The 22,243-nt window shown below is 39.9% G+C and carries 24 protein-coding genes and 3 tRNA genes; 10 read left to right on the top strand and 17 right to left on the bottom strand.

What is annotated here, in order from left to right:
* Positions 1-21: 21 nt before the first annotated feature.
* A complete protein-coding gene (recO, locus tag L0657_RS18470) occupies positions 22-717 on the bottom strand; it encodes a DNA repair protein RecO (RefSeq protein ID WP_235152233.1) in 696 nt (231 codons plus the stop codon).
* Between the two features lie 446 nt (positions 718-1,163).
* On the opposite strand from recO, the gene L0657_RS18465 reads away from it, so the two are divergent.
* Both L0657_RS18465 and L0657_RS18460 read left to right on the top strand, forming a co-directional pair.
* Positions 1,164-3,056, top strand: coding sequence for an amidophosphoribosyltransferase (locus L0657_RS18465; protein WP_235152232.1), 1,893 nt, complete (start codon positions 1,164-1,166; stop codon positions 3,054-3,056).
* A 157-nt stretch (positions 3,057-3,213) separates the two neighbouring features.
* Positions 3,214-3,735, top strand: a complete 522-nt coding sequence (locus L0657_RS18460; protein ID WP_235152231.1) for a DUF6265 family protein — start codon at positions 3,214-3,216, stop codon at positions 3,733-3,735.
* Here the strand turns inward: L0657_RS18460 and L0657_RS18455 are convergent.
* The 8 genes from L0657_RS18455 to L0657_RS18420 form a co-directional block, all read right to left on the bottom strand.
* On the bottom strand, positions 3,732-4,178 hold the full coding sequence (locus L0657_RS18455; RefSeq protein WP_235152230.1) for a DMT family transporter: 447 nt from the start codon (positions 4,176-4,178) through the stop codon (positions 3,732-3,734). The genes L0657_RS18460 and L0657_RS18455 overlap by 4 nt on opposite strands.
* A gap of 40 nt (positions 4,179-4,218) precedes the next feature.
* Complete coding sequence (nuoK, locus tag L0657_RS18450) at positions 4,219-4,530, bottom strand: NADH-quinone oxidoreductase subunit NuoK (RefSeq protein ID WP_255717909.1); 312 nt, start codon at positions 4,528-4,530, stop codon at positions 4,219-4,221.
* Positions 4,523-5,050, bottom strand: a complete 528-nt coding sequence (locus tag L0657_RS18445; protein WP_235152229.1) for an NADH-quinone oxidoreductase subunit J — start codon at positions 5,048-5,050, stop codon at positions 4,523-4,525. Before L0657_RS18445 ends, nuoK begins: the two co-directional genes overlap by 8 nt.
* Before the next feature lie 11 nt (positions 5,051-5,061).
* Positions 5,062-6,504, bottom strand: a complete 1,443-nt coding sequence (locus tag L0657_RS18440) for a 4Fe-4S dicluster domain-containing protein (RefSeq protein ID WP_235152228.1) — start codon at positions 6,502-6,504, stop codon at positions 5,062-5,064.
* Positions 6,505-6,648: 144 nt separating this feature from the next.
* Positions 6,649-7,269 (bottom strand): thioredoxin family protein, encoded by a 621-nt coding sequence (locus L0657_RS18435; protein ID WP_235152227.1) that lies wholly within the window; start codon positions 7,267-7,269, stop codon positions 6,649-6,651.
* Between the two features lie 47 nt (positions 7,270-7,316).
* A complete protein-coding gene (locus L0657_RS18430; protein WP_235152226.1) occupies positions 7,317-7,769 on the bottom strand; it encodes a methylglyoxal synthase in 453 nt (150 codons plus the stop codon).
* A 39-nt stretch (positions 7,770-7,808) separates the two neighbouring features.
* Positions 7,809-9,032 (bottom strand): glycosyltransferase family 4 protein, encoded by a 1,224-nt coding sequence (locus tag L0657_RS18425; RefSeq protein WP_235152225.1) that lies wholly within the window; start codon positions 9,030-9,032, stop codon positions 7,809-7,811.
* A complete protein-coding gene (locus L0657_RS18420) occupies positions 8,989-10,959 on the bottom strand; it encodes an alginate lyase family protein (protein WP_235152224.1) in 1,971 nt (656 codons plus the stop codon). The genes L0657_RS18425 and L0657_RS18420 overlap by 44 nt, the downstream gene beginning before the upstream one ends.
* Positions 10,960-11,146: 187 nt before the next feature.
* Between L0657_RS18420 and L0657_RS18415 the strand changes: the two genes are divergently transcribed.
* Positions 11,147-12,268, top strand: a complete 1,122-nt coding sequence (locus tag L0657_RS18415; protein WP_235152223.1) for a metallophosphoesterase — start codon at positions 11,147-11,149, stop codon at positions 12,266-12,268.
* 60 nt (positions 12,269-12,328) lie between these two features.
* On the opposite strand, the gene L0657_RS18410 is transcribed toward L0657_RS18415, so the two are convergent.
* The 4 genes from L0657_RS18410 to ubiE all read right to left on the bottom strand — a co-directional run bounded on the left by L0657_RS18410 (position 12,329) and on the right by ubiE (position 14,085).
* A tRNA-Val gene (locus L0657_RS18410) sits at positions 12,329-12,403 on the bottom strand.
* A gap of 84 nt (positions 12,404-12,487) precedes the next feature.
* Positions 12,488-12,562: transfer RNA gene (locus L0657_RS18405), tRNA-Val, on the bottom strand.
* A gap of 111 nt (positions 12,563-12,673) precedes the next feature.
* On the bottom strand, positions 12,674-13,414 hold the full coding sequence (locus tag L0657_RS18400; protein ID WP_235152222.1) for a porin family protein: 741 nt from the start codon (positions 13,412-13,414) through the stop codon (positions 12,674-12,676).
* On the bottom strand, positions 13,363-14,085 hold the full coding sequence (gene ubiE / locus L0657_RS18395; RefSeq protein ID WP_235152221.1) for a bifunctional demethylmenaquinone methyltransferase/2-methoxy-6-polyprenyl-1,4-benzoquinol methylase UbiE: 723 nt from the start codon (positions 14,083-14,085) through the stop codon (positions 13,363-13,365). The genes L0657_RS18400 and ubiE overlap by 52 nt, the downstream gene beginning before the upstream one ends.
* Positions 14,086-14,252: 167 nt before the next feature.
* Between ubiE and L0657_RS18390 the strand changes: the two genes are divergently transcribed.
* Positions 14,253-15,056: a hypothetical protein gene (locus L0657_RS18390; protein ID WP_235152220.1), complete on the top strand. Its 804-nt coding sequence runs from the start codon at positions 14,253-14,255 to the stop codon at positions 15,054-15,056.
* 45 nt (positions 15,057-15,101) lie between these two features.
* On the top strand, positions 15,102-15,677 hold the full coding sequence (locus L0657_RS18385) for a hypothetical protein (protein ID WP_255717906.1): 576 nt from the start codon (positions 15,102-15,104) through the stop codon (positions 15,675-15,677).
* Between the two features lie 8 nt (positions 15,678-15,685).
* On the opposite strand, the gene L0657_RS18380 is transcribed toward L0657_RS18385, so the two are convergent.
* From L0657_RS18380 to L0657_RS18370, 3 genes are all read right to left on the bottom strand, one after another.
* Positions 15,686-16,057 (bottom strand): type II toxin-antitoxin system VapC family toxin, encoded by a 372-nt coding sequence (locus L0657_RS18380; protein ID WP_235152219.1) that lies wholly within the window; start codon positions 16,055-16,057, stop codon positions 15,686-15,688.
* Entirely contained in the window at positions 16,044-16,211 is a 168-nt protein-coding gene (locus L0657_RS18375; RefSeq protein WP_235152218.1) for a hypothetical protein, read from the bottom strand. Before L0657_RS18375 ends, L0657_RS18380 begins: the two co-directional genes overlap by 14 nt.
* A 134-nt stretch (positions 16,212-16,345) precedes the next feature.
* Positions 16,346-16,418 (bottom strand) — tRNA-Phe (locus L0657_RS18370).
* Between the two features lie 262 nt (positions 16,419-16,680).
* Between L0657_RS18370 and L0657_RS18365 the strand changes: the two genes are divergently transcribed.
* From L0657_RS18365 to L0657_RS18350, 4 genes are all read left to right on the top strand, one after another.
* Positions 16,681-18,030: a (Fe-S)-binding protein gene (locus L0657_RS18365; RefSeq protein ID WP_235152217.1), complete on the top strand. Its 1,350-nt coding sequence runs from the start codon at positions 16,681-16,683 to the stop codon at positions 18,028-18,030.
* 39 nt (positions 18,031-18,069) lie between these two features.
* A complete protein-coding gene (locus tag L0657_RS18360) occupies positions 18,070-18,867 on the top strand; it encodes a (Fe-S)-binding protein (protein WP_235152216.1) in 798 nt (265 codons plus the stop codon).
* A gap of 153 nt (positions 18,868-19,020) precedes the next feature.
* Positions 19,021-19,527 (top strand): hypothetical protein, encoded by a 507-nt coding sequence (locus L0657_RS18355; protein WP_235152215.1) that lies wholly within the window; start codon positions 19,021-19,023, stop codon positions 19,525-19,527.
* A gap of 48 nt (positions 19,528-19,575) precedes the next feature.
* A complete protein-coding gene (locus tag L0657_RS18350) occupies positions 19,576-20,055 on the top strand; it encodes a gliding motility lipoprotein GldH (RefSeq protein WP_235152214.1) in 480 nt (159 codons plus the stop codon).
* Positions 20,056-20,078: 23 nt separating this feature from the next.
* Here L0657_RS18350 and L0657_RS18345 read toward each other — a convergent pair whose 3' ends face one another.
* Positions 20,079-21,320 carry an AI-2E family transporter gene (locus tag L0657_RS18345; RefSeq protein ID WP_235152213.1) on the bottom strand — a complete coding sequence of 414 codons (1,242 nt, stop codon included), beginning with the start codon at positions 21,318-21,320 and terminating at the stop codon, positions 20,079-20,081.
* Between L0657_RS18345 and L0657_RS18340 the strand changes: the two genes are divergently transcribed.
* On the top strand, positions 21,319-22,158 hold the full coding sequence (locus L0657_RS18340; protein ID WP_235152212.1) for a hypothetical protein: 840 nt from the start codon (positions 21,319-21,321) through the stop codon (positions 22,156-22,158). The two genes, L0657_RS18345 and L0657_RS18340, sit on opposite strands and share 2 nt — an antisense overlap.
* Positions 22,159-22,243 lie beyond the last annotated feature (85 nt).

Below are 22,243 nucleotides of genomic sequence, written 5' to 3'. Positions count from 1 at the left end.
AATATTGATATCATGTCCATGTCACCGCAGAACTTCCTTTAAAACGTCCAGAGATCTGATTTCCCCCAACGTATCCATGTGGATTTTATAAAAGAAAAGAAGTTTTTCTAAAATATCCACGCGCCTGTTTCGGTCCAACGCTACTTCTACACCATATCCATGCAGTAATAATTGTTCGGTTGCAAAATGCTCTTTAACATCCGGAATGTGCGGATAATGATTTTCCCGTAACTCTCCTTCCAGATCCGCAATACTTTCAATTCCGAATCCCAGAAATGAAGCTAGTTGTAACAAAAACTGGATATGGAAATTTTCAAAATGATCGCTGGCTTCGTCAAGATATAAGACGGACTCCTCGATGAATTGAAACAACGGCTCGTTTGTTTCTTCTTCCCGCAAAGTTTTTCCAAGGATTTCAGTAATGAACATCGCCAGGCTCGACTTGTACATATCATAAGGAAGTGACTGAAAAGGATTATAACATTTCAATTCAGAAATCCGGTGTATTGTGTCTTCTTTGCTTTTATGGTATACAACCATATCTAATAAAGTAAGCGGCTGAAAAAGCGCTATTTTATTTGTCTTCGATTTGCTGCTGCGTACGCCGTTGACAATGTACGTCTGTATACCAAACGCCTCCGTATAAACCTTCGCGATAATCGAGGATTCCCGGTAACGAATGTAACTGAGCGCAACTCCTTTGGTTTTATGTAACATAATACAGACTATTTCGCTAAGGTATGAATTAACAATACCATAACTTTTACAAAGTAATCTGATTCAAATTATTTCTATCCAGAGAGAGCTAACCTGGCTTTCTCAACAACACAAAATGATTTACTTGAAAAATAATTAAATTATTTTAAAAACTATTCCCGCTGGTCTGCTGACTTATTTTTGAAATAAAATATAAAAAAATAATGTTAAACTTTTGATAATCTCAGTTCCATGTGGCTGGCAGGGCATAAGTGGTTTACTTCAAATTCAGTTTGCTTAAAACAGCACGAAAAAAAGCGCCAGATTAGAAGTTTTTTAAGGGAAAGGATTTGTACCTTTATTCCGGGTTTACGAACTAAGAACGTTTTTCGTTCGTTAACAAATTATTAAAAGGAATAAGATTTGCAGCCAGCAAACGAACATATTTCTAACTCATTATTCTTCTTATGAGCGACGCCATAAAGCATGAGTGCGGGATTGCACTCATCCGTCTTCGAAAGCCATTTCAATACTACATTGACAAGTACGACACGCCGCTATATGCCGTGCACAAGCTATCAGTAATGATGGAAAAACAGGTCAACCGGGGACAAGATGGAGCCGGTGTAGCCAATATAAAAATTGATGTTCCGCCGGGAAAACGCTATATAAGCCGTTACAGATCGGTAGAACCTCAACCTCTTACTGATATATTTTCGAAGATTCATAAGAAGTTTCGTAAAGGACTGAAAGATAATAAAGAGCGTATTAACGACGCCAAATGGTTACAGGAAAATCTTGCATTCACAGGCGAAGTTTGGCTGGGCCATTTACGTTATGGAACGCATGGCACGAACGAGGTTGAAAACTGCCATCCAATGCTTCGTCAAAGTAACTGGAGAAGCCGCAACCTGGTGATGGCGGGTAACTTCAATATGACCAATGTTGATGAGCTTTTTGGTAAATTAGTATCGTTAGGCCAACATCCGAAAGAGAAAGTGGACACCGTGACTGTCATGGAAAAAATTGGACATTTTCTGGATGAAGAAAATCAGCGTGTGTTTGATCGTTTCAAAGGAATTTACGAAAACCCTACACTATCAGATGTAATTGAAGAAAACATCGATCTGCAAAGACTTCTTTATAGATCTTGCCGTGACTTTGATGGCGGATATGCAATGTGTGGACTGACAGGTTACGGAGCCTCATTTGTTATTCGTGACCCAGCTGGTATTCGTCCTGCATTTTATTATGCTGATGATGAAGTTGTTGTAGTAGCGTCAGAAAAACAAGCGATCAAGGCCGCATTTAATGTAGAATATTCTCAGATTCAGGAAATTACTCCGGGTTCGGCACTTATTGTTGACAAAAACGGAGAATATAACGAGTTCCCTATTTTACCTCGTTTGGAAAAACGCTCATGCAGTTTTGAACGCATCTATTTCTCGCGGGGAACAGATCCCGATATTTACTACGAGCGTAAGCAACTTGGTAAATTATTGATTCCGCAGATCTTGAAAGAGATCAATTACGACTTAGAAAACACAATTTTCTCATATATACCAAACACGGCCGAAACTTCCTTTTTAGGAATGATCGAAGGTTTGGAAGAATATCTGGCCAAGAAAAGAAAACAGGCCATCATGGATGGAATTCTTTTTGAAGCTGATTTGGAAAAAGTATTATCCTTCCGTCCGCGTATTGAAAAGCTGGTGACGAAAGATGTAAAGTCAAGGACATTTATCACCGCAGATGCGCTTCGTGACGATATGGTATCCAGTGTTTACGATACTACTTTTGAAGTCGTTCGGAAAAATGTTGATACTGTTGTAATTATCGATGACTCGATCGTTCGTGGTACTACACTTGAGAAAAGCATTTTAACGATGCTTGACAGATTGCAGCCAAAGAAAATTGTGGTTGTCTCATCTGCGCCGCAAATTCGTTTCCCTGACTGTTATGGTATTGACATGTCAAAAATGAAGGATTTTGTGGCTTTCAGAGCTGTTTTGAAATTGTTGGAAGACAGGAATATGGATGACTTGATCGAAGAAGTTTATACAAAAGCTGTGGCTTCGATAGCGACTAAAAATTCTTTCCATACCAATTATGTGAAGGCCCTTTACGATCCGTTTACAGATGATGAAATTTCGGATTCAATTGCTGAAATTATTCGCCCGAAAGATCTGAATGCTGAGCTTTCTGTAATTTTCCAAACGGTTGATAACCTGCACAAAGCTTGTCCTAACCATCTCGGAGATTGGTATTTCACTGGAAATTATCCAACACCCGGCGGAAACAAAGTTGTGAACAGAGCATTTGCCAATTCTCACGAAGGCAAGCTGGAAAGAGCTTATTAATTAACATGAATTTCTTATATATTGATGCAGTCGTCTGGTTATCGGACGGCTGTTTTTTTTGTCAGAAGTGCTGATCTTGTCAAGTGATCCTGTTTCTGTAATTCGGTAAAATTGAAAATAACTTCTAATTTGGCATTTTATTAAAACCTAAATCCATATGATGCGATTCGACGAGTTCGTTTTTTGTAAAACATTATCACTTGCCTTCATTTTTGCGGCGTTAATTTTCACTTCCTCAAATGCCCAGACTGCAAGCACCGGGAGTTTGAAAGATTTAAGTTTTCTGGATGGCCGCTGGAAAGGCAACTACAACGGTGGAACAATCGAAGCGTCCTGGACGGCACCGGAAGGCGACAATATTGTTGGTTTTATTCGCATGGTAAAGGATGGAAAAGCGACGCTTTATGAGCTATTTGCATTTGAGCAGACTGAAAAAGGACCAGTTGCGCACGTTAAACATTTCAAACCAGGAATGATTTCGCTGGAAGAAAAAGAAGTTTCGGATACTTACAATTTTATTGAAGCAAAAAAGAATGAAGCTTTGTTTGAAAAGGACGACATTTCTGTCCGGATCATTTACGAAAGACGCAGCCAGAATCAGCTCGTGATCAGAAGGGGAAAACTTGAAAATAATAAGTGGGAATTTATGGACCTTTTTGTTTTCAACCGTATACCTTAATTTTTCAGAATTAGATAAACACCTGCCATTAAGAGAATTGCACCGCATATCCGGGCAAAACTAATGGGATGTACAGCAAAACCCTGAAAGCCGTAGTGGTCAATGACCATTGCGGCTAACATTTGTCCGGCAATAACCAGACAGATCAAATTGGCAGGACCGATATCTCGTACGATAAAAATAACGGTGACGACATAAAATGCACCTAAAAATCCACCCGCATATTTCCAGATACTTACATCACGAAATGTAGCGAGGCTTGGGATCGGGTTTTGGTTGAAAAGTGGGAAAGCAACCAGTAATACAAAGAGTCCAAAACTGAATGAAGTGATGGCAGCGATCAACGGATTTCCAAGCGCGACTCGCAGCTGGGCATTTACGCCCGACTGAACCGTGTTTGCCATGCCAATCAGAAACGCCAGAAGCAGAAAAAACCAATTCATATTTGCAGACCTTGTAGATTTGGTTTCAAATTTGGAGTGTTCATTTTTTTAATTCATTGACCTTGTCCGGATCCACAGTGCGGAAATGTCCGTAAACTCTCAGGATAATGGCGAGCGCAACCGTTACTTCTGCTGCTGCCACTACAATCACAAACAAAGCAAAAAGTTGACCGCCGATCTTTTCTGGATCATGTCTGCTAAACGCGATTAAATTGATGTTCACCGCATTCAGCATCAATTCAATACCAAGCAATATACCAATCAAATGCTGCTTCGTTATGGCTATTGCCAAACCGATACAGAATAAGGCTGCTCCAACGATCAGATAATGTTCTACCGGGATATTAATCATGAGAGGCAGGATTTCTATTTAAAGCTAGGTATGCCGCACCGACCAAGGCCATTAGCAAAAGTATTGCGGCAATTTCAAAAGGGAGCAAGTGGCTCGTCATAAGCTCCACCCCTATCGTCTTCAAAGTCGATCGGGACATATTTGTTGCGCCGGTCATTCTGAAGTTTGCAGTGGCAATAATATAAGAAAGAAAAACAAATAAGCCTGCTCCCACTAAAAATCCCCAAAACTGACGCTTCACAAAAACGATCACCTGGTTTGGCGTTGAGGAGACTGCCTCTCGGTCCGTCTTTTGCGTAAGCATTATGCCAAAAATAAGCAGTACCAAAATCCCTCCTACATAAACCATAATTTGCGTAACCGCTAAAAAATCAGCCCCTGCCAATACGTATAGTGCTGCGACACCCAGAAAAGTTACAAACAGAGCAAATGCCGCATAAATAAGATTTCTGGAAAATAATATGAAAAGCGCTGAAATAATCGCTAGTCCCGAAAATCCATAAAATGCTGCTATTTCCATATTCATGTAAATTATTCCTGATCAGGTGATTTCGGTTTCGGTTTCATCGTCGGACGAAACGCTGGCTTGGCTTTTACTTCCTCATTTTTTATTTCTTGACTCACCGATTCCGTGTTGTCTGAAACCGGCGGTTTGGGTTTCATAGTTGGTCTGAACGCAGGTTTCGGAGCTGGTTCTTGCGAAGTTTCGTTAGTCGGTTCTGTTTCAGAAGAAGTTTCCACCTTCGGTTTCATCGTCGGACGAAACGCTGGTTTGGCCTTTACTTCCTCATTTTTGACTTCTTCACTCGTCGATTCAATATTTTCTGAAACCGGTGGTTTTGGCTTCATAGTTGGTCTGAACGCAGGTTTTGGAGCAATTGGTTCCTGTGAAGTATCGGCAGTTAATTCTGTTTCAGAAGAAGTTTCAACCTTCGGTTTCATCGTCGGACGAAACGCTGGCTTGGCTTTTACTTCCTCATTTTTTATTTCTTGACTCACCGACTCCGTGTTGTCTGAAACCGGCGGTTTGGGTTTCATAGTTGGTCTGAACGCAGTTTTTGGAGCTGGTTCTTGCGAAGTTTCGGCAGTTGGTTCTGCGTCAGAAGAAGTTTCAACCTTCGGTTTCATCGTCGGACGGAACGCTGGTTTGGCTTTTATTTCTTCACTCGCCGATTCAATATTCTCTGAAACCGGCGGTTTTGGTTTCATACTAGGTTTAAACGGCAATTTGGCAGCTGGCTTTTCAACAACCGGTTCATCCTCCGCTACCTCCTTATCCACTTTCGCTTCAACCGGAGCTGGTTTCCGCGACTGGAAAACAGGTTTTGTTCTGACCGTTTCCGTTTCAGCAGGTTGCTCCTTCGCCGTTTCGTCCTCCTGTTTTGGCTTGATGGTTGGCTTAAATGCCGGGCGGGCCGTAGGTGCTGTTGCAGCAACTTCCGACGGAGCTCCTGATTTTTGTACCGCTTTTAATGCCTCTTTCTCTTTTTGGAATTGTTCAAGTAAATCTCTTTTTTCCTGCGCTTCATCAGCTGTCAGGTTTCCGAAATTATAGACCATATCCCGAATATCAACTTCGCTATAATCGAAAGTTTTTGTCATGGTCAGGCATTCCGTGGGACACACCGTTGTACAAAGTCCACAGTAGCAGCACTTTGCCATATCGATATCAAACTTCGCAGCATAAAGTCGAATTGGAGAACCATCAGACGCGCGCCCAATTTCTTCGATAGCTTTAATCGGTTCGATGTCAATACAGTCAACAGGACAGATTTTTACACATTTATCACAAACAATACAGTCATCTATCTCATTATGAAGTCGATAGCGACCATTATCGGGAATAGGAATTGTTTCAAGCGGATATTGGATAGTAACCAGACCATCCTGCATATCATAGAAATTGCCTGTACGGATATCATTGTTAACCCGACGATTTTTTGCGGCAAATAAATGTCGCAACGTCAGTTTCATACCCGTCAACGTGGTACTGATTCCCTCTGATATATTTTTAAAGTATGTAGACAATAGTAGCAGGTCTCAATTTTCAATTCAAAACGACATCCGGAAACTCCGAAAATAAGCCTATTGCAAAGATAGAGTAAACTATCAAAAAACTTACTTCTCAATCAAAACACCTTCCAATATGACCAACAATTCTTTCTGAACAGACACCGTTTTATCCGCGGCATACCACTTGTGAATATCCTCCGCGAATTCCTTGAAAGACTTAACCGGATTTATTTTATATTCTTCCATCATGTGCTGTGCACCTGCAGGGCGTGGACCCCACTGGAATATCTCGTTAAAAGATCCATCAACTGCAATCAGTTTAGGAATTGATTTTCCTCCGTTGGTAAGATATAAATCCATCAGATCAGGATTTTCATCTCTTAGCAACAATTGCAGGTTAATCAATGGATTCAGTTTGGTAATGGCTGCAAGTACCGGAATATTCTGCGCGGCATCGCCACACCAGGCCTCCGTCAAAACATACCAGGTTTGAGGCAACTGAATCTGGTTAATGGCCAGTTTTAGACTTTCACTGAGTACAACCGTTTTATTCAACCGCTGCATTCTGTGCAGATTTAACTTCGTATAGTCATTAAGCTCTTCTGACTGGTTTATGCCGGTTGTTCTTTGTTCCATCACAACCCGTTCCATCAATAACATATAATCCGGATAGGAATAAATTTTCCGCTCCGTCTCGTTCTTAAATAAATCCGCAAGGTTATTCATAAAAGTGTTTTTATTCATTAAAAAAACCGAAATAGCTTGATTTCAGTTCAGACAACACGATTCAAATATTTGCTGTAATCTGTCTGGACAGCAACGTAATCCTCGTGCATCAAAGGAGAAGTAAAAATAAAATCAGCCGTCGCCCGATTCGACGCGACTGGAATATTCCAGACAACGCATAATCTCAGTAATGCTTTGACATCGGGATCGTGCGGCTGGGCTGACATAGGATCCCAGAAAAAGATCAGAAGATCAATTTTCTCCTCTGCAATCATGGAGCCAACCTGCTGATCACCGCCCAACGGGCCACTTAACAAAAGTTCAACAGGTTGATTAAGCAAAGCTTCCAGTAATTTCCCGGTTGTACCGGTAGCATATAAGCTATTTTTTGAGAGCAGCTCACGATTTGAATTTGCCCAATCAAGTAACTCTACCTTTCTATTGTCATGCGCTACCATCGCAATACGTTTGCGGATAGCGATCTTTCTAAAATTTTCCATCAATATTGAGTTATCCGAAGATTTTTAGTATCTGAATTTTCATAAGTCCCGAATATAATTCAAATACCGGATAGCCAGAACTTCCCGATCAAAATGATTTTTAGCATACCGATATCCATTTTCACCTTGATCTGTGAGAAGCAATGGATTATCAATATAAAAACGAATCTTTCGGGCGAAATCCGCCGGATTCTCTGGCTCTATAAAAACACCTGCATTGGCTTCTTCTACTAATTTTCTTGAAATACCATCGATTGCCATGAGCACTGGCTTTTTACAGGAAAAGTAATCGAAGGTTTTATTTGAATAAATTGTTTTAAAGGTATTCGTTTTCTTTAAAACCGAAGTGCCCATATCCGATGCGTGAATGTAATTGAAGACTTCGAACTTTGAAACCGAATCAATAAACCGAACATTCCTAAGATTACGTTTTTCCGCTTCTTTAATCAGATACTGTTTTTGCGCTCCGTCTCCGATAAGCAGAAAGATGACGTTGGTATCTGTTAGTAAGTCAGCAGTATCAAGTATTTGAATCAAATGATTGGCAATACCATGTGCTCCGACATAAGTGATTATAAACTTATCCTGCAATTGATGTTGTTGTCGGAACTGTGCATGATCAAATGTCGAGAGAGCTTTTTCAGCATTTGGAAAGTCTGCTGCATTTGGGATATATATAATCTTTTTTGGATCAACTCCCTTTTTAATCAAAGATTCCCCAAAAGCCGGTGTCAGAACATTGATCAGTTTTGCTTTTTTATACAGATAAGATTCAAACCAAAACGTCAGACGTATCAGATTTTTATTTTTTAGAATACCAAGATCAATGGCAGATTCCGGCCACAAATCTCTCACTTCAAAAATGAAAGGAATATTTTTCCACAAGCTCAGAAACAAGCCTGATATCCCAACGAACAGCGGAGGTGAAGAAACAATAATGACATCGTAATTCTCTTTTGCATAAAACAAACCACCTAAAATTGCGGTTAGTGCAAATGAAAAGAAAGAGATTATTCGCCCCGCTATACTTTTGAAATTACCACCGGCGAAACAGCGAATTACCTGAACTCCGTTACAATTTTCAGATATATGGAAGAATTTCCTGTTATGACGATTTTTAGCGATTCCCATATAATGCGTCATTCCTGCGAGCACAGTCACATCGTGGTCATTCTCTTTCCAGATCCTGCCTATTTCATTCCAACGCGATCCGCCTCCCTCATGATCTTCCAGGAAAAACTGATGTATCAAAAGAATACGCATTTTGGCTTTCAGTTTTAATTTTTACACCAATTTCTGTTTTTATATATCTTTCGGTAGTGTTGAAAACGATCCGATACGCAGACTTTTTTTCTCCATAACTATTGGCATGCCATCCCTTCGTTTTTGTTAATTTTATTTTCTCACCGTTTTTAAGATTTGCTGCAATATCGAAAGTTTCAAAAAAATCATCTGACGGATGCCAGATTTGAGACATTACAAGATGCTCTGGTGCATTCTCAATCCAGTCTTCCACAGTCCAATGCGCAGAACTGAATGATTTGGAAACCTTGCGCCTGTGAATAATCTTTTCACCCAATTCTTTAAAACCAATAAACCAGCCCTCAAAAACTGTTTTATCCTCTTCAACTTTCCAAAATCCATCGCTTTTCCGGATCCAATCATACCAGATAAATCGGTCGCCTTTTCTCATTTGGTCAAAATCCCCTAGCATAACCGTATTATGAGAGGCAGTTCCGGAAAAATAGTTTGTCCATTTTTTTTCTGTACTGTATCTAAAAGAACCTGCGTCCCGAAGTATATTTTTTCCGTCGGTCCAAATGTCAAGATGCAGATTATCTGACTGAAAAGGGCGGTTTTGGTAACTTCCACAGCGGAGAAAAGTAATGGTCCCGTGATCTTTTAGAACATAATAACCTCCTTTTGAAAACGAGTAATATTGAATATTCTTCGGTTCAATTTCTGATTTGCCGACACGATCAGGAATTTCAAGCCATGCACTTTCTTCCTGCCAGGGACCTGTTCCATAGTTTAATTTTTCTCCAAGCAAGTTTCCCAATGCCAACAGCTGCGGCCGAAAATCCCGAAAATCGCAATCTGATAAAGGAAAGAATAAAGCTCCATCGTTATTTCCATAGTTGGGTAAGTGTCCGGATTTACTGTCCTGGCAAGTTTTGAGAAAATGTAAAGATTTCCGGGCACGGTCATATACAACAGGATTCCAAATTTCATGATTTAGATGCGCCAGTTGAATTCCCCAGGTCAGCAGCTGAACAACGACCCGATGATAATTCATTGAGAATTGAAGAAACGTTCCATCGTCATATATCTGATAGGTAATTTCCTCTTCAAACCATTGCTTCCCATTTTTCTTCCAGATCTTACTTTCTGAAAAAAATGGATATAGAAGCCCGATAAGATACAAACCCAGCGTTTCCGTCAGGGCATGATTATTTCGGACAGCGATACGGGAAAAGTTAATATTTTCGGCCACACGCCGCATTTGTTGATAAACGCTGTTGATGATTTTTGAAAAAAGCTGATCATTTAATGAAGATGACTTTTTGTAATAATGTAAAGCAAAAGTCCAGTTCAAAACTCTCAATGTAATTTCCTGTCCGCATTTCCAGTTGGGGCCCTGATTGACTGGATTTGAATCGATCCAGTTATTTATTTCCTTAAAAACAGTTTTAGACTGATCCTTTCCAAAATGATAATCATACCTAATCAAGTCGTACAAAAATGTAAATCGCGATTTTTCCCAGACATATTTGATATCTCCTGAATCGGTTGAAAAATCAGGAATTTCCGCCCAGTGTTTAGAAATGTCATACTGAAATCCATTTTCAGGATTTGTCAGCCAATCTTCAACGACATAACATTTTGAAGAAAAAAATAAAATTTTATTACGCTGAAAGGCTTTAACCCGGCTCGCGAGTACTTTTAAATCGGGATGAAATTCTTTAATATCTGAGGCTTTCGGCAGAAAAAATTTGACAGACAGATTCTGCCATTCTTTTAAAGAAATAAAAGTTTTCTCTTTCGGATTTACGGGAAAGCGGATCTTTAATATACCAGTAGTTCTCTGAAATTCAAACCATAGTTTGAATACCACATAGCGGAAACCCATGTTTTGAAGAAGCTGCAAAGCATTGCGCAAAGCAGTTATGCCTTTGACAATCTGTTTCATGGAAGTGTGTGTGTAAATCTAAGTGCAAGATAGAGAAAGCAGCAGCAATTTATCTATTGAACAGATTACAGTTTCAAAGGTTATCTTTGAAGAAATTTGGCACTGCTTGTAAGAAAATGTTTTAAAGAACATATTTTCTTAATCACATCTTAAAACCCGGCAGTAATTTTTGTTATAACTTGTGAACATGACTCCTACGAATCCTTCAAAATACTCGGTACCAGTTATCAAAAAAGACCAACCGGACGATACCTATAAATTTCAGCCTTTGCCTGCACCGACCGGCCAGTATCCATATCATTTATCATTGCAGCAAATTTCACCCGAAGTCAATGAAGACACAACGGTTTTTCACATGTTCGGAGATACCGGAAGCATTGGAAATCCGGCTTTTCAACATTTTGTAGCGGCGGCAATGGCTAAGCAATATGAAAGCGATGAAGACGAAAAACCTCAGTTTTTGTATCATTTAGGAGACGTTGTTTATACTTTTGGCGAAGCTGACAAATACTCCACCCAATTTTTTGAGCCTTATCAAAAATATCCGGGCCCGATTTTCGCCATTGCCGGAAATCACGATAGTGATGTAAATCCCAACGCTGTGAAACCATATAAAAGTCTGGACGCATTCAAAGCCGTTTTTTGTGATACGGAACGCAGACCTATTACCTTCGGACGCGGTGTGGAGCGGAAAAGTATGATTCAACCGAATATTTACTGGACACTAAAAACACCTTTGGCCAATATTATCGGACTGCATAGCAATGTTCCAAAATTTGGTGTGGTTACACCGGATCAAAGAAGATGGTTCAAGGAAGAGTTAAAAGCCGCTGCCCTGGAACAATCGGAAAAAGCATTGATCGTGGCTTTGCATCACGCACCTTATTCAGCAGATATTAATCATGGTTCCAGCATTCCGATGATCGAATTTCTGGAAGAAGCTTTTGAAGAAACTGGTGTTTTGCCTGATATTGTTTTCAGCGGTCATGTCCACAATTATCAGCGGTTCGCTAAAAAATATAAAAATGGAAAAGTGGTTCCCTTTATCGTCGCCGGCGCCGGCGGGTATGATGAATTGCATCCAGTCGCACAACTTAGTGATCCGCGCTTTTTTACTGATTCAAAATTATTTGAAGGGGTTAATCTGGAAAGTTATGCTGACAACAAACATGGATTCCTTAAAATAGCGATCAAAAAAACAAATGGAAAACTGACACTGTCCGGAAAATACTATACCATTCCGCACGAAGAATTGCCAGACATTGAGATGACTACAACTTTGGCTGATCAATTTGTACTTGATCTTTAATTTGAAAACGAAAATGCGTCTAAAGCAAAAAAAGCGAGTTATTGCTAACTCGCTTTTTTGTGGGCCCTGCTGGATTCGAACCAGCGACCCCCTGCTTGTAAGGCAGGTGCTCTGAACCAACTGAGCTAAGAGCCCTCTCGGGATTTTCAAATAACAATACTTTTTCTACTTTCAGAAAAAGATTAAAAAAAGCGAGTTATTACTAACTCACTTTTTTTGTGGGCCCTGCTGGATTCGAACCAGCGACCCCCTGCTTGTAAGGCAGGTGCTCTGAACCAACTGAGCTAAGAGCCCCTCTTGTCGTCATTCGGGAGTGCAAATATGCACGACTGATTTTCTTTATCCAAATTATCGCTTAAAAAATTTCAATAATAATTTCTAAACAACTGATAATCAGAAATTATATTATTCAAAATTCAGGTATAATGTCACTGTATGTGATGTCAATCTGCTTATACCTGTATTGGATGACCCTTGAAAAACATTTTTCAATCCGTGAGAAAAGCGTAATTCAGGTGCAAATTTGAAAAACTCGAAAAACCGTTCGTAACCAACTCCATAGTCCAGTGTAAAATCGGAAGTTTGGGTATCAATCCTTCCATTACTAGTTCCACCGCCTCTGCTTCGTTTCACATTGGTTTCAATTCCCATCGTCACGCCGGCAATCATATACATTCTGGTATTAACCCTTCTCTTGGATTTATATTTCACAAGCAAGGGAATTTCAAGCCAGGTCGATTCCCTTTTATTTATTTTATCAGGACTATTTGGATAGCTGTATTTCAATTCTCTTTCGTATAGCGAAACGGACGGTGTGGTCCGGATATCAAACCGCTCATTTAAATACGCATTAATCGTAAAACCCATACGGAACGCCCCTTTCATCGGCGACTGAATCAGATAAGCCGAGTCGCTTGCTGTTGGAGAGCCGCTGGGCTCACTATGCCGGAAATTATATCTCGTAAAAGGAACTGCAAATAAAATCCCGTAGTGAATCGGTTTATCGTCGTAATATTCCAGATGTCGCCGAACATATCCTTGTCCCTGTGCTTTGGCTTCCTGTGAGACCACAAAAAGAAACAAGATTCCAATAATTACTTTTGTCCTGTGTAGATGGAGCAAATCCCGAAGGTTAATGGTATGCATTTAGTATTTTTAAAACCTGCTTTTTTATAAATTTCAAGAAAAGCCTCCCCATCCGGAAATGCTTGAACGGACTCAGGAAGGTAAGTGTAGGCAGAACTGTCCTTTGAGACGGTCTTTCCTATCGTTGGTAATATATATTTGAAATAAAAGTTATAAAATTGTTTAAACGGAAAAGATTTTGGCTTAGAGAATTCTACGACAACACAAGTTCCTCCCGGCTTCATCACGCGGTTCATTTCAGTAAGCCCGGCCAACAAATTCTGAAAATTCCGTACTCCAAACGAAACGATAACAGCGTCAAAATAATTGTCTGTGAAGGCTAAACTTTCCGAGTCACCGCTTTGTAAAGTTATAATATCCTGCTTTCCAAGTTTGACAATTTTCTCACGCCCAACAGCCAGCATTCCTTCGGAAATATCAACTCCAATTATTTTTTCAGGTTTTAGTGAAAGAGCTTCAATAGCAAAATCACCCGTACCGGTTGCGATATCGAGGATCACTTTTGGCTGCTGCTTTTTTAATAATTTAACTGCTCGCTTGCGCCAGTAAATATCGACGCCTCCGCTCAAAACATGATTCAATAAATCATATTTTGGAGAAATGTTATCAAACATTTCCGCTACCTGTTCCCGCTTGCTGCTGTCCTTATCTTTATAGGGTACTACACTCATTTTCGATTTGCATAAAATTAGAATTACAAAACTAACAGATATTTATTGGTTATCGTTTTGAAATAGATATGTAAAGTTTGCATAAACGGCTGATTTTTAAGAGAAGCATCCTTATAAAAAGGGAGATTGTTTTAAATTTGTTATGAGGCCACACACACTATATAGATATGATACGGAAATTTTTACAATTATTTATTGTAATTACCCTGTACTTTCCAGCAAAAGCGCAAAAGCGCCAGAGCTGGAACGAGGCTTACAATCGGTACAAAAATGGAAATATGGTGTCGAAAGTGACATCCCGTTATTCGCTGACAGTCCGCGGCGGACTTACACAATTTTATGGCGAATTGCAGAAACAGGATATGCATGGAATGTTGGGCATCGGAGTGGACCGCAAATTCAACAAGCCCTTTTCTTTAAGTTTCGAATATACGTTGGGGAAACTTGGCGGCGAGGAAATTCCCTTCTTCAATTCCTACTTTATAAATGAATATAATACAATCGAGTTACTGGCCAAGTGGAATTTGACGGAACAATTCACTCAGAACCCGGACAGAGAGCTGGATGTTAATTTCTACGGTGGTTTAGGTCTTATGATGTTCAGCGCCAATGCCTATGACGTTACGAGTAATAGGTTATTGAGATTTACAAACAGCGCATCCAGTGCACGAAACCCTCTTTTCCTTCGCTGGGGGAATCCTCGGGGCAGTCCCGGAATAAAAAAAACAAACGAACGTGTAATTCCGGTCGGCCTTTCGATTGACTACAAACTTTTTGATAAACTTTGTTTTGGTTTCGACTATCGGTTCTATTTTGTTCGGACAGATAAGGTTGATGCGACATCTGGTATGCGGTTGATTAATCCGGAAGAGGCCGACTCTTACAGCAAAACCCCTAATGACAAATTCAGCTTTCTATCGCTTTCTGCAACATACCGATTTAGCAAATATCCCAAACGCAGGAAAAGGTGAGGGATGTTTATCTTTGTTAAAAATAACAGCTAAACAAACATACTTTTGGCTTCAATTGCATACAATTTATATCCAACCCTGCTTAACCTTTTTGATCGTTATCAAAAAGGTTATATCGGACAACAGGATTTTTTGAACCGGATTAACCGCGTACCTGTGCAACAAACGGACGCGCAGGCCAGAGGTTCCTCATTTGAAGAAGCAGTAATAAAAGGAGTTAATGAGGATGCTTTTGATTCAGAGATTCTTGAAAAAGTCCGCGCACTGCTGCCACGCCCGATGATGAAAACGCAGGTGTATTGTGAACATCAACTCGACAATGTTTTGTTATATGGATATGTTGACGTGATTGGAAAAACGCTTGCCGTTGATATTAAAACAACAACCAGTTACCAGGAAGGCCGATTTGCGCATAGTCATCAGAACTTTTATTTACCTGCCCTAAGATCAAAAGGTATACGAACTTTGCGATACGTTATCACAGATTTCCAGGATGTGTATCAGGAGAATTATGATCAGACGATTGATTTTTCCGTGCAGGAAATTCAGATCAAGCTGTTTTGTGATTTTCTCAAAGAGCACCGGGATGAGATAACGGATAGGAAGATATTTGGGAGGTGATTACCGAATCAGGGTTCATAAAGAACGAAAGTTAGATCACTGACCTGACGAAACTGTTTATCTGCGGAGAGCAGTGGAATACCTAAAAATATCGCGGTAGCTGCTACGATTGCGTCAGGAAGTTTTAATAAATATTTTCTGCGGATTTGTTTGGTGATTTCTTTAATACCTTCATTAATATCTACAATCGCGCAGTCTTCTAAAAACAAGTTTATATTCGATTCTTCTGCGGAGGTAATTTTCTTGTATCCTAGTAATTCCAATTCATTAATAAACGAAACGTAAAAAATTTTATCTTGAAGATACTGTACTAAAATAGAATCCCCATTTAAAACATAGAGAGCTATATTGGAATCTAATAAAATATTAATCCCACTCATCTCTCATTCTTTTTTGAATGACCATGGGATCTTCTTTCAATTTAATTGTACCTGCATATCTTTTCATGTCAGGCTTCTTTTGGGTGCTTTTAGCAGTTTTAATCTGCTCATCGACCTTATCGAATGGCATCCCCTTTTTTAAGATAATTGTCATATCGTATGAATTTCATATGAATTTACTAAAAAATTCAGGTCAACCAAGATTATATCAACTTTCCAAAATTTAATTTTCCTGAAATTCTTCCAAAAACAAAAAAATCCTGCCAGAATTTCTTCTAACAGGATTTGTGGTGATGGACGGAATCGAACCGCCGACACAAGGATTTTCAGTCCTTTGCTCTACCGACTGAGCTACATCACCAGCTCAATTCGTTCCCTTTGGGACTGCAAAGGTAGAATTACGATCTGGCTTTCCAAATTATTTAGGAAAATATTTTTCATAATTTTTATTACAGCTACGGCACCACAGCCCTAGTATTCTGATTTTCTATTACTTAACAGAATAAAAAAAATTATTTATTTCAAAATATTGATGCTAAATACATTTTTGTCATATTTGTTTATAGTATGCTTGCATACTATTTAAATGTATAACCATTATTAGAGGAGTAAATCGAAGAATTATGGCGTTAATCCAGCAAATCATCTTTTTAGTCATTCTGGGAATAGTCGGTTGGCTGGTTTATAAAAGGGCTAGTTTGATACGCAAAACCATCATGCTGGGGCGGGATGAAGATCGTTACGACCAGCCGGCGCAACGTTTTTCCATAATGTTTCGCGTCGCTTTCGGTCAAAAGAAAATGTTTGACCGGCCGCTGATTGGGATTATGCATTTTGTGGTATATGCTGGCTTTTTGCTGATCAATATCGAAGTCCTGGAAATTGTACTTGATGGTATCCTTGGAAAACATAGGCTTTTTGCGCCATTCCTGGGAACATTTTACAACTTCCTTATTGGTTTTTTCGAATTCCTTGCCGTTGGAGTTTTGGTAACCTGTCTGATTTTTTTGATACGTAGAACGATCCTGAAAGTTGAACGACTAAAACCGTCTCGTCATCGCGAAATGAATGGCTGGCCCGAATTGGACGGTAAAATCATTTTAATTTTCGAAATCATATTAATGCTTGCGATTTTGACTATGAACGCTGCTGACACCGTTTTACAGGAAATGGGCAGTCGGCATTATACAGTTACCGGCGACTTCCCGTTCAGTCAGTTTTTAAAACCAATTTTTACAAGCTGGACAGAACCATCGCTGGTAATTTATGAGCGTTTTGCCTGGTGGTTCCATATTCTCGGCATTTTTGCTTTTGCTGTTTACGTGACCTACTCCAAACATTTACATATTGCGCTGGCATTCCCAAATACGTATTTCTCCCGATTGACACCCAAAGGAGAAATGAATAATATGCCGGATATTACCAAGGAAGTGAAAATTATGCTTGGTTTAACGACGCCCGAAGACGCTGTTGCCGGCGCGGAAAATGTTTTCCCTGAGCGGTTCGGAGCAAAAGACGTCCCGGATTTGAGCTGGAAAAATCTTATGGACGCCTACTCCTGTACAGAATGCGGACGTTGCACATCAGCTTGTCCGGCAAACCTTACGGGCAAAAAACTTTCTCCAAGAAAAATCATGATGGATACCCGCGACCGACTAGAAGATATCGGAAGAAATATGCAGGTAAATAGCGGAGCATTTGTTGATGATGGAAAAAGCCTGATAGGCGATTATATCAGTAATGAAGAAATTCTCGCCTGCACGACTTGCAATGCCTGTGTTCAGGAATGCCCGATTCTGATTAATCCGCTTGATATTATTTTGCAGTTACGCAGATACAAAGTGATGGACGAAGCTCAGGCACCTGGCTCTTGGAACGCAATGTTTCAAAATCTGGACACAAATCAGGCTCCTTGGAAATTTTCGCCGGGCGATCGTTTCAATTGGGCTGATAAACTGAGAAATGAGGGTTAAAACGGGTTACTACCGACTTACCTTAAAGACTAAACAATTATGAGCGAGTTGATATATAAAGTGCCAACCATGGCAGAAATGGCAGCTAGCAATGAAACACCCGAGGTGCTTTTTTGGGTAGGTTGTGCAGGTTCTTTCGATGACCGGTATAAAAAAGTTACCGTAGCTTTCGTCAAAATATTGAATAAAGCGGGCGTCAAATTTGCCGTTTTAGGAACGGAGGAAAGCTGTACTGGCGATCCAGCGCGTCGTGCCGGGAATGAGTTTACTTTTCAAATGCTTGCGATGTCCAACATCCAGGTTTTGGATATGTATGGTGTCAAAAAAATTGTAACCGCTTGTCCACATTGTTTTAATACTTTAAAAAATGAATATCCGGAATTGGGCGGCAACTATGAAGTCTTACATCATTCCGAATATTTACAGCAGCTGATTGATGAAGGACGGGTCCGGATTGAGAGTGGAGAATCATTTAAAGGTCGGAAAATTACTTTCCACGATTCCTGTTATTTAGGAAGAGCTAATGGAATCTACGAAGCGCCAAGACATGTTTTGGAAGCATTGGATGCAGATCTGGTTGAAATGAAGCGGAGTAAAGTAAAAGGTCTTTGCTGCGGCGCTGGTGGCGGGCAAATGTTTAAGGAGCCGGAACCCGGGAAAAAAGATATTAATATAGAACGAATTGAAGAAGCGATTGATACCGGCGCGACAACCATCGCTGTGGCCTGTCCATTTTGTATGGTCATGATTACTGACGGTATTAAAAATAAAGAAAAAGAGGATTCCGTTAAAGTTTTTGACCTTGCAGAATTAATTGCGCAGGCAGAAGGACTTTAAGATTTATTATTTTAAATCTGTCATATCGGTAAATAATTTTGTGTCAAACCTGTTTTTCCGACCTCCTTTATACCGAACTTAGTTTCTGGCAAGCTTGTTTTGATGACTGAGGTAGTATAAGAATATTATTTTACAACGACTAACCGGACACCTATGTATATCCCATTTAATGAAATTAATCTATCCTCACGCGTTTGGATCTATCAGGCAAACAGAGCGTTTACGGATGAAGAAGTAGGAATTTTGACCGAAACGCTGAAAGCTGCACTGGAAGGCTGGGAAGCCCACGGACATCCGCTCACCGCTTCCGGAAAAGTTTTTGAGCATCGCTTCGTCGTGCTAGCCGTAGATGAAACCAAAGAACAGCCGAGCGGTTGTTCTATCGACAAATCTGTTCACTGGCTACAGGAAATTGGCACGCGGTTAAATATTGATTTTTTCGATCGGTCACTGGCTTATCTTGACGACAACAATCATGTGGAAACAATACCGGTTCCGAAAATAAAACAGGCGGTTACAGACCAGGTTATTACACCTTATACAACCATTTTTGATAATCAGGTAGCGACCAAAGCACAGTGGATGAAACGCTGGAAAATTCCGGCATCAGATTCATGGCTTAGCCGGTATTTTTCGGCACAAACAGCTTCTGAGTTTTGAAAGGTTTATCCGGGAGCTTAGCTTTGCACACTACTTACTGATACCTGCATGAAAACTTTTGGACTTTTTGCCACACTTTGTTTAGGAATACTGCTGTCGGGATGCGACAAAAATGTGGTTTATAAAGCTTACGAAGATATTGACGACGGTCAGTGGTTTATCAAAAATACGCCATCTTTCAAAGTTGAAATTAAAGATTCCACGCAGCTTTATAATGTGTTTTATCTGGTGCGAAACACGTTGCAATATCCTTACTATAACTTATATCTGACAAGAAAAATAACAGCACCAGACAGTTCTGTGACTACAAATATGGAAGAGCTTTTTCTTTCCAATGAAACCACAGGAAAACCGTTTGGGAAGGGTTTGGGCGATTTATTTGATCATAAAATACCATTTCTTAAAAATTATAAATTTCCCCGAAACGGCATTTATACATTTACTTTATCACAATCCATGCGCCAGAATCCTTTACCCTTTATTATGGGGGTTGGTATAAGTGTTGAAAAAGTTGAGAATGAAAAGTAACGTAACAAAAAAGGATTCTCTGTTCAGGAGAATCCTTTTTTGTTACTCATATTTGGATTTGGCTGCGGTCCAGGCTGTCCTTCCGGTTTTTTTCGTGGCCGATTTTTATAATTCCGGTAACGCTTTTTCTGGCCGTCTTTTTGTTCCACTGCTTTCAGACGCTCCTCCGCCTTATCCTCTTCTACTTCGTGCTCGGGCTCGCCCAACAAAAAGCCATATGGTTCCAGGCTTGGGATTGTATCCAAAATGACTTTTAAAATTGCTGTTATTGGAAGTGCCAGAATCAGCCCTGACAATCCCCAAAGCTGACCTCCCAAAAACAAGGCAACAATTGCCGCCATTGGATTGACACTTACTTTCGACCCGACAATATTGGGTGTAATAAAATTCCCTTCAAGAAACTGAACGAAACTCATGACGCCGATCACGCCCAAAGCATATAAGGGCGAATCCATCGTTACTATACTCAACAATGCCGGAAATAATGAGCCTATGAGAATTCCTATGTATGGAATCAAAATTAAAAACCCTGCAAGAAAACCGAAGAAAATAGCATGAGGAATACCCAGCAGGAGAAGTCCGATGCTGTTCAAAACTCCCACAATGATGATCACCAGAAATAATCCGGACAAATAACTTTGAATAACTTCATAGATTTTTTTTAGAAGAATATTCAAATCATCATTAGGAACTGCGGAAATGGCTTTGTAAAAAAACCTTCTGAAAAAATCTCTATACAAAAGAAAGAAGAAGATGTAAAGCGGCAGCAGAATGAATGTAGAAATTGCACCTGTGGTTGTCACCAGGGTGTTGAGCAGCACTGCACGACCTTCGCTCAACATATTGACAAGATACTTTTTCGCTTCGGTTACCTGTTGGGATCTGCTCAGGCTAAGGTACCTTTCGCCCATCGTTAATGTCTGATCCAGAATAGTTTCGGCTTTTTCTGTAATACGGGGAAGCTCTTCTGCAAAACTGCCAATTTGCAATGTCACAACATAAAGTAATACGCCGATTACGATAATCAAAACCAGGATACTGAGCAAAATAGCTGCGATCCGGGGAACCCGACGATGTTCCAGCCACACACAAACGGGATGTAAAAGTATCGCCAATAGAACAGAAAATGCCAGAGGTATCAATGTTTCCCTCAGAACAAAAAGGATGTATACACCAGCGATAAGGGCAACAAGAATACTTGCGAGCTTCAGATAGGTCGGTGTTTGATTATCTTTGCCAGGCACAGAATGTAAAAAACGGTTCATGAATAAGTTAGTATTTCTAATGTTTGCTATTGAAACGGTATTATGTACCTGCAACCCCGACAAGCGGACGAACGGTTTTGAAAAAGTAAAATCTCACTACAAAATTAGCAAAATAGGCAAGCTTCCTATTGTGGCGAACGAAAGTTCGGGAATTGCCAGGACAGGAAAAGGCACATATTGGACTCACAATGATAGTGGAGGAAAAACCGAATTATACGAAATCGATTCCACAGGTAAGTTGTTGTCTACAAAAGTTATTCCAAATTCACAAAATACCGACTGGGAAGATCTGACGCGGGATGAAACCGGGAATATTTATATCGGTGATTTTGGGAATAATGGCAACTCAAGACGTTCGCTTACGATATACAAGGTTCCGTCTTCCGGCACAGACACAGAAGAGATCATGTTCAATTATGCTGATCAAAAAGAATTTCCACCTTCAAAAGACCTGTTTAACTTTGACTGTGAAGCCTTTTTTCATCATAATGACAATCTGTATCTTTTTTCCAAAAATCGCAGTCCGAAAAATCATTTTGTACGGTTGTATAAATTACCTTCCCAAAAAGGCAATTATTCCATAACACCAATCGACAGTATTGAAATCAAGACCCAGGTGACCTCCGCAGACATTAGTCCCGATGGAAAAACGTTTGCATTGCTCACCTACGGAAAAATTCTTCTTTTCGAAATTGACAATGGACTGATAAATTTCCGAAAACCAAAAGGGTGTTTTAGATTTGTGAGGAAGCAGGCAGAAGCGTTAACCTTTGTAAGTAATACAGATATGATCGTTACGAACGAGCAACAGCAAATTTTCCGGATTACTTACCGCTGATGTTATGTTTATGTTAACAATGCAATAAAGTAGATAATGTCAAAATCACAACAACTAATTTCGAACTGGATTTAACCTGGCAATA

The sequence above is a fragment of the Dyadobacter sp. CY345 genome, from assembly GCF_021502725.1.
GTDB lineage: Bacteria > Bacteroidota > Bacteroidia > Cytophagales > Spirosomataceae > Dyadobacter.
The sequence above is the reverse complement of the archived record's forward strand: the minus strand, read 5'-3'. Positions and strand labels throughout refer to the sequence as shown.

What these genes read in the sequence shown, in the direction of transcription:
- L0657_RS18355 (WP_235152215.1), top strand. Translation starts at nt 19,021, where the DNA reads ATGTATATCCCATTTAATGAAATTAATCTATCCTCACGCGTTTGGATC.
- L0657_RS18430 (WP_235152226.1), bottom strand. Translation starts at nt 7,769, where the DNA reads ATGGAAAATTTTAGAAAGATCGCTATCCGCAAACGTATTGCGATGGTA.
- L0657_RS18380 (WP_235152219.1), bottom strand. Translation starts at nt 16,057, where the DNA reads ATGAGTGGGATTAATATTTTATTAGATTCCAATATAGCTCTCTATGTT.
- nuoK (WP_255717909.1), bottom strand. Translation starts at nt 4,530, where the DNA reads ATGATTAATATCCCGGTAGAACATTATCTGATCGTTGGAGCAGCCTTA.
- recO (WP_235152233.1), bottom strand. Translation starts at nt 717, where the DNA reads ATGTTACATAAAACCAAAGGAGTTGCGCTCAGTTACATTCGTTACCGG.
- L0657_RS18350 (WP_235152214.1), top strand. Translation starts at nt 19,576, where the DNA reads ATGAAAACTTTTGGACTTTTTGCCACACTTTGTTTAGGAATACTGCTG.
- L0657_RS18435 (WP_235152227.1), bottom strand. Translation starts at nt 7,269, where the DNA reads ATGAATAACCTTGCGGATTTATTTAAGAACGAGACGGAGCGGAAAATT.
- L0657_RS18375 (WP_235152218.1), bottom strand. Translation starts at nt 16,211, where the DNA reads ATGACAATTATCTTAAAAAAGGGGATGCCATTCGATAAGGTCGATGAG.
- L0657_RS18445 (WP_235152229.1), bottom strand. Translation starts at nt 5,050, where the DNA reads ATGGAAATAGCAGCATTTTATGGATTTTCGGGACTAGCGATTATTTCA.
- L0657_RS18340 (WP_235152212.1), top strand. Translation starts at nt 21,319, where the DNA reads ATGAATAAGTTAGTATTTCTAATGTTTGCTATTGAAACGGTATTATGT.
- L0657_RS18460 (WP_235152231.1), top strand. Translation starts at nt 3,214, where the DNA reads ATGATGCGATTCGACGAGTTCGTTTTTTGTAAAACATTATCACTTGCC.
- L0657_RS18360 (WP_235152216.1), top strand. Translation starts at nt 18,070, where the DNA reads ATGAGCGAGTTGATATATAAAGTGCCAACCATGGCAGAAATGGCAGCT.
- L0657_RS18365 (WP_235152217.1), top strand. Translation starts at nt 16,681, where the DNA reads ATGGCGTTAATCCAGCAAATCATCTTTTTAGTCATTCTGGGAATAGTC.
- L0657_RS18420 (WP_235152224.1), bottom strand. Translation starts at nt 10,959, where the DNA reads ATGAAACAGATTGTCAAAGGCATAACTGCTTTGCGCAATGCTTTGCAG.
- L0657_RS18425 (WP_235152225.1), bottom strand. Translation starts at nt 9,032, where the DNA reads ATGCGTATTCTTTTGATACATCAGTTTTTCCTGGAAGATCATGAGGGA.
- L0657_RS18390 (WP_235152220.1), top strand. Translation starts at nt 14,253, where the DNA reads ATGATACGGAAATTTTTACAATTATTTATTGTAATTACCCTGTACTTT.
- L0657_RS18415 (WP_235152223.1), top strand. Translation starts at nt 11,147, where the DNA reads ATGACTCCTACGAATCCTTCAAAATACTCGGTACCAGTTATCAAAAAA.
- L0657_RS18465 (WP_235152232.1), top strand. Translation starts at nt 1,164, where the DNA reads ATGAGCGACGCCATAAAGCATGAGTGCGGGATTGCACTCATCCGTCTT.
- L0657_RS18345 (WP_235152213.1), bottom strand. Translation starts at nt 21,320, where the DNA reads ATGAACCGTTTTTTACATTCTGTGCCTGGCAAAGATAATCAAACACCG.
- L0657_RS18455 (WP_235152230.1), bottom strand. Translation starts at nt 4,178, where the DNA reads ATGAATTGGTTTTTTCTGCTTCTGGCGTTTCTGATTGGCATGGCAAAC.
- L0657_RS18400 (WP_235152222.1), bottom strand. Translation starts at nt 13,414, where the DNA reads ATGCATACCATTAACCTTCGGGATTTGCTCCATCTACACAGGACAAAA.
- ubiE (WP_235152221.1), bottom strand. Translation starts at nt 14,085, where the DNA reads ATGAGTGTAGTACCCTATAAAGATAAGGACAGCAGCAAGCGGGAACAG.
- L0657_RS18440 (WP_235152228.1), bottom strand. Translation starts at nt 6,504, where the DNA reads ATGAAACTGACGTTGCGACATTTATTTGCCGCAAAAAATCGTCGGGTT.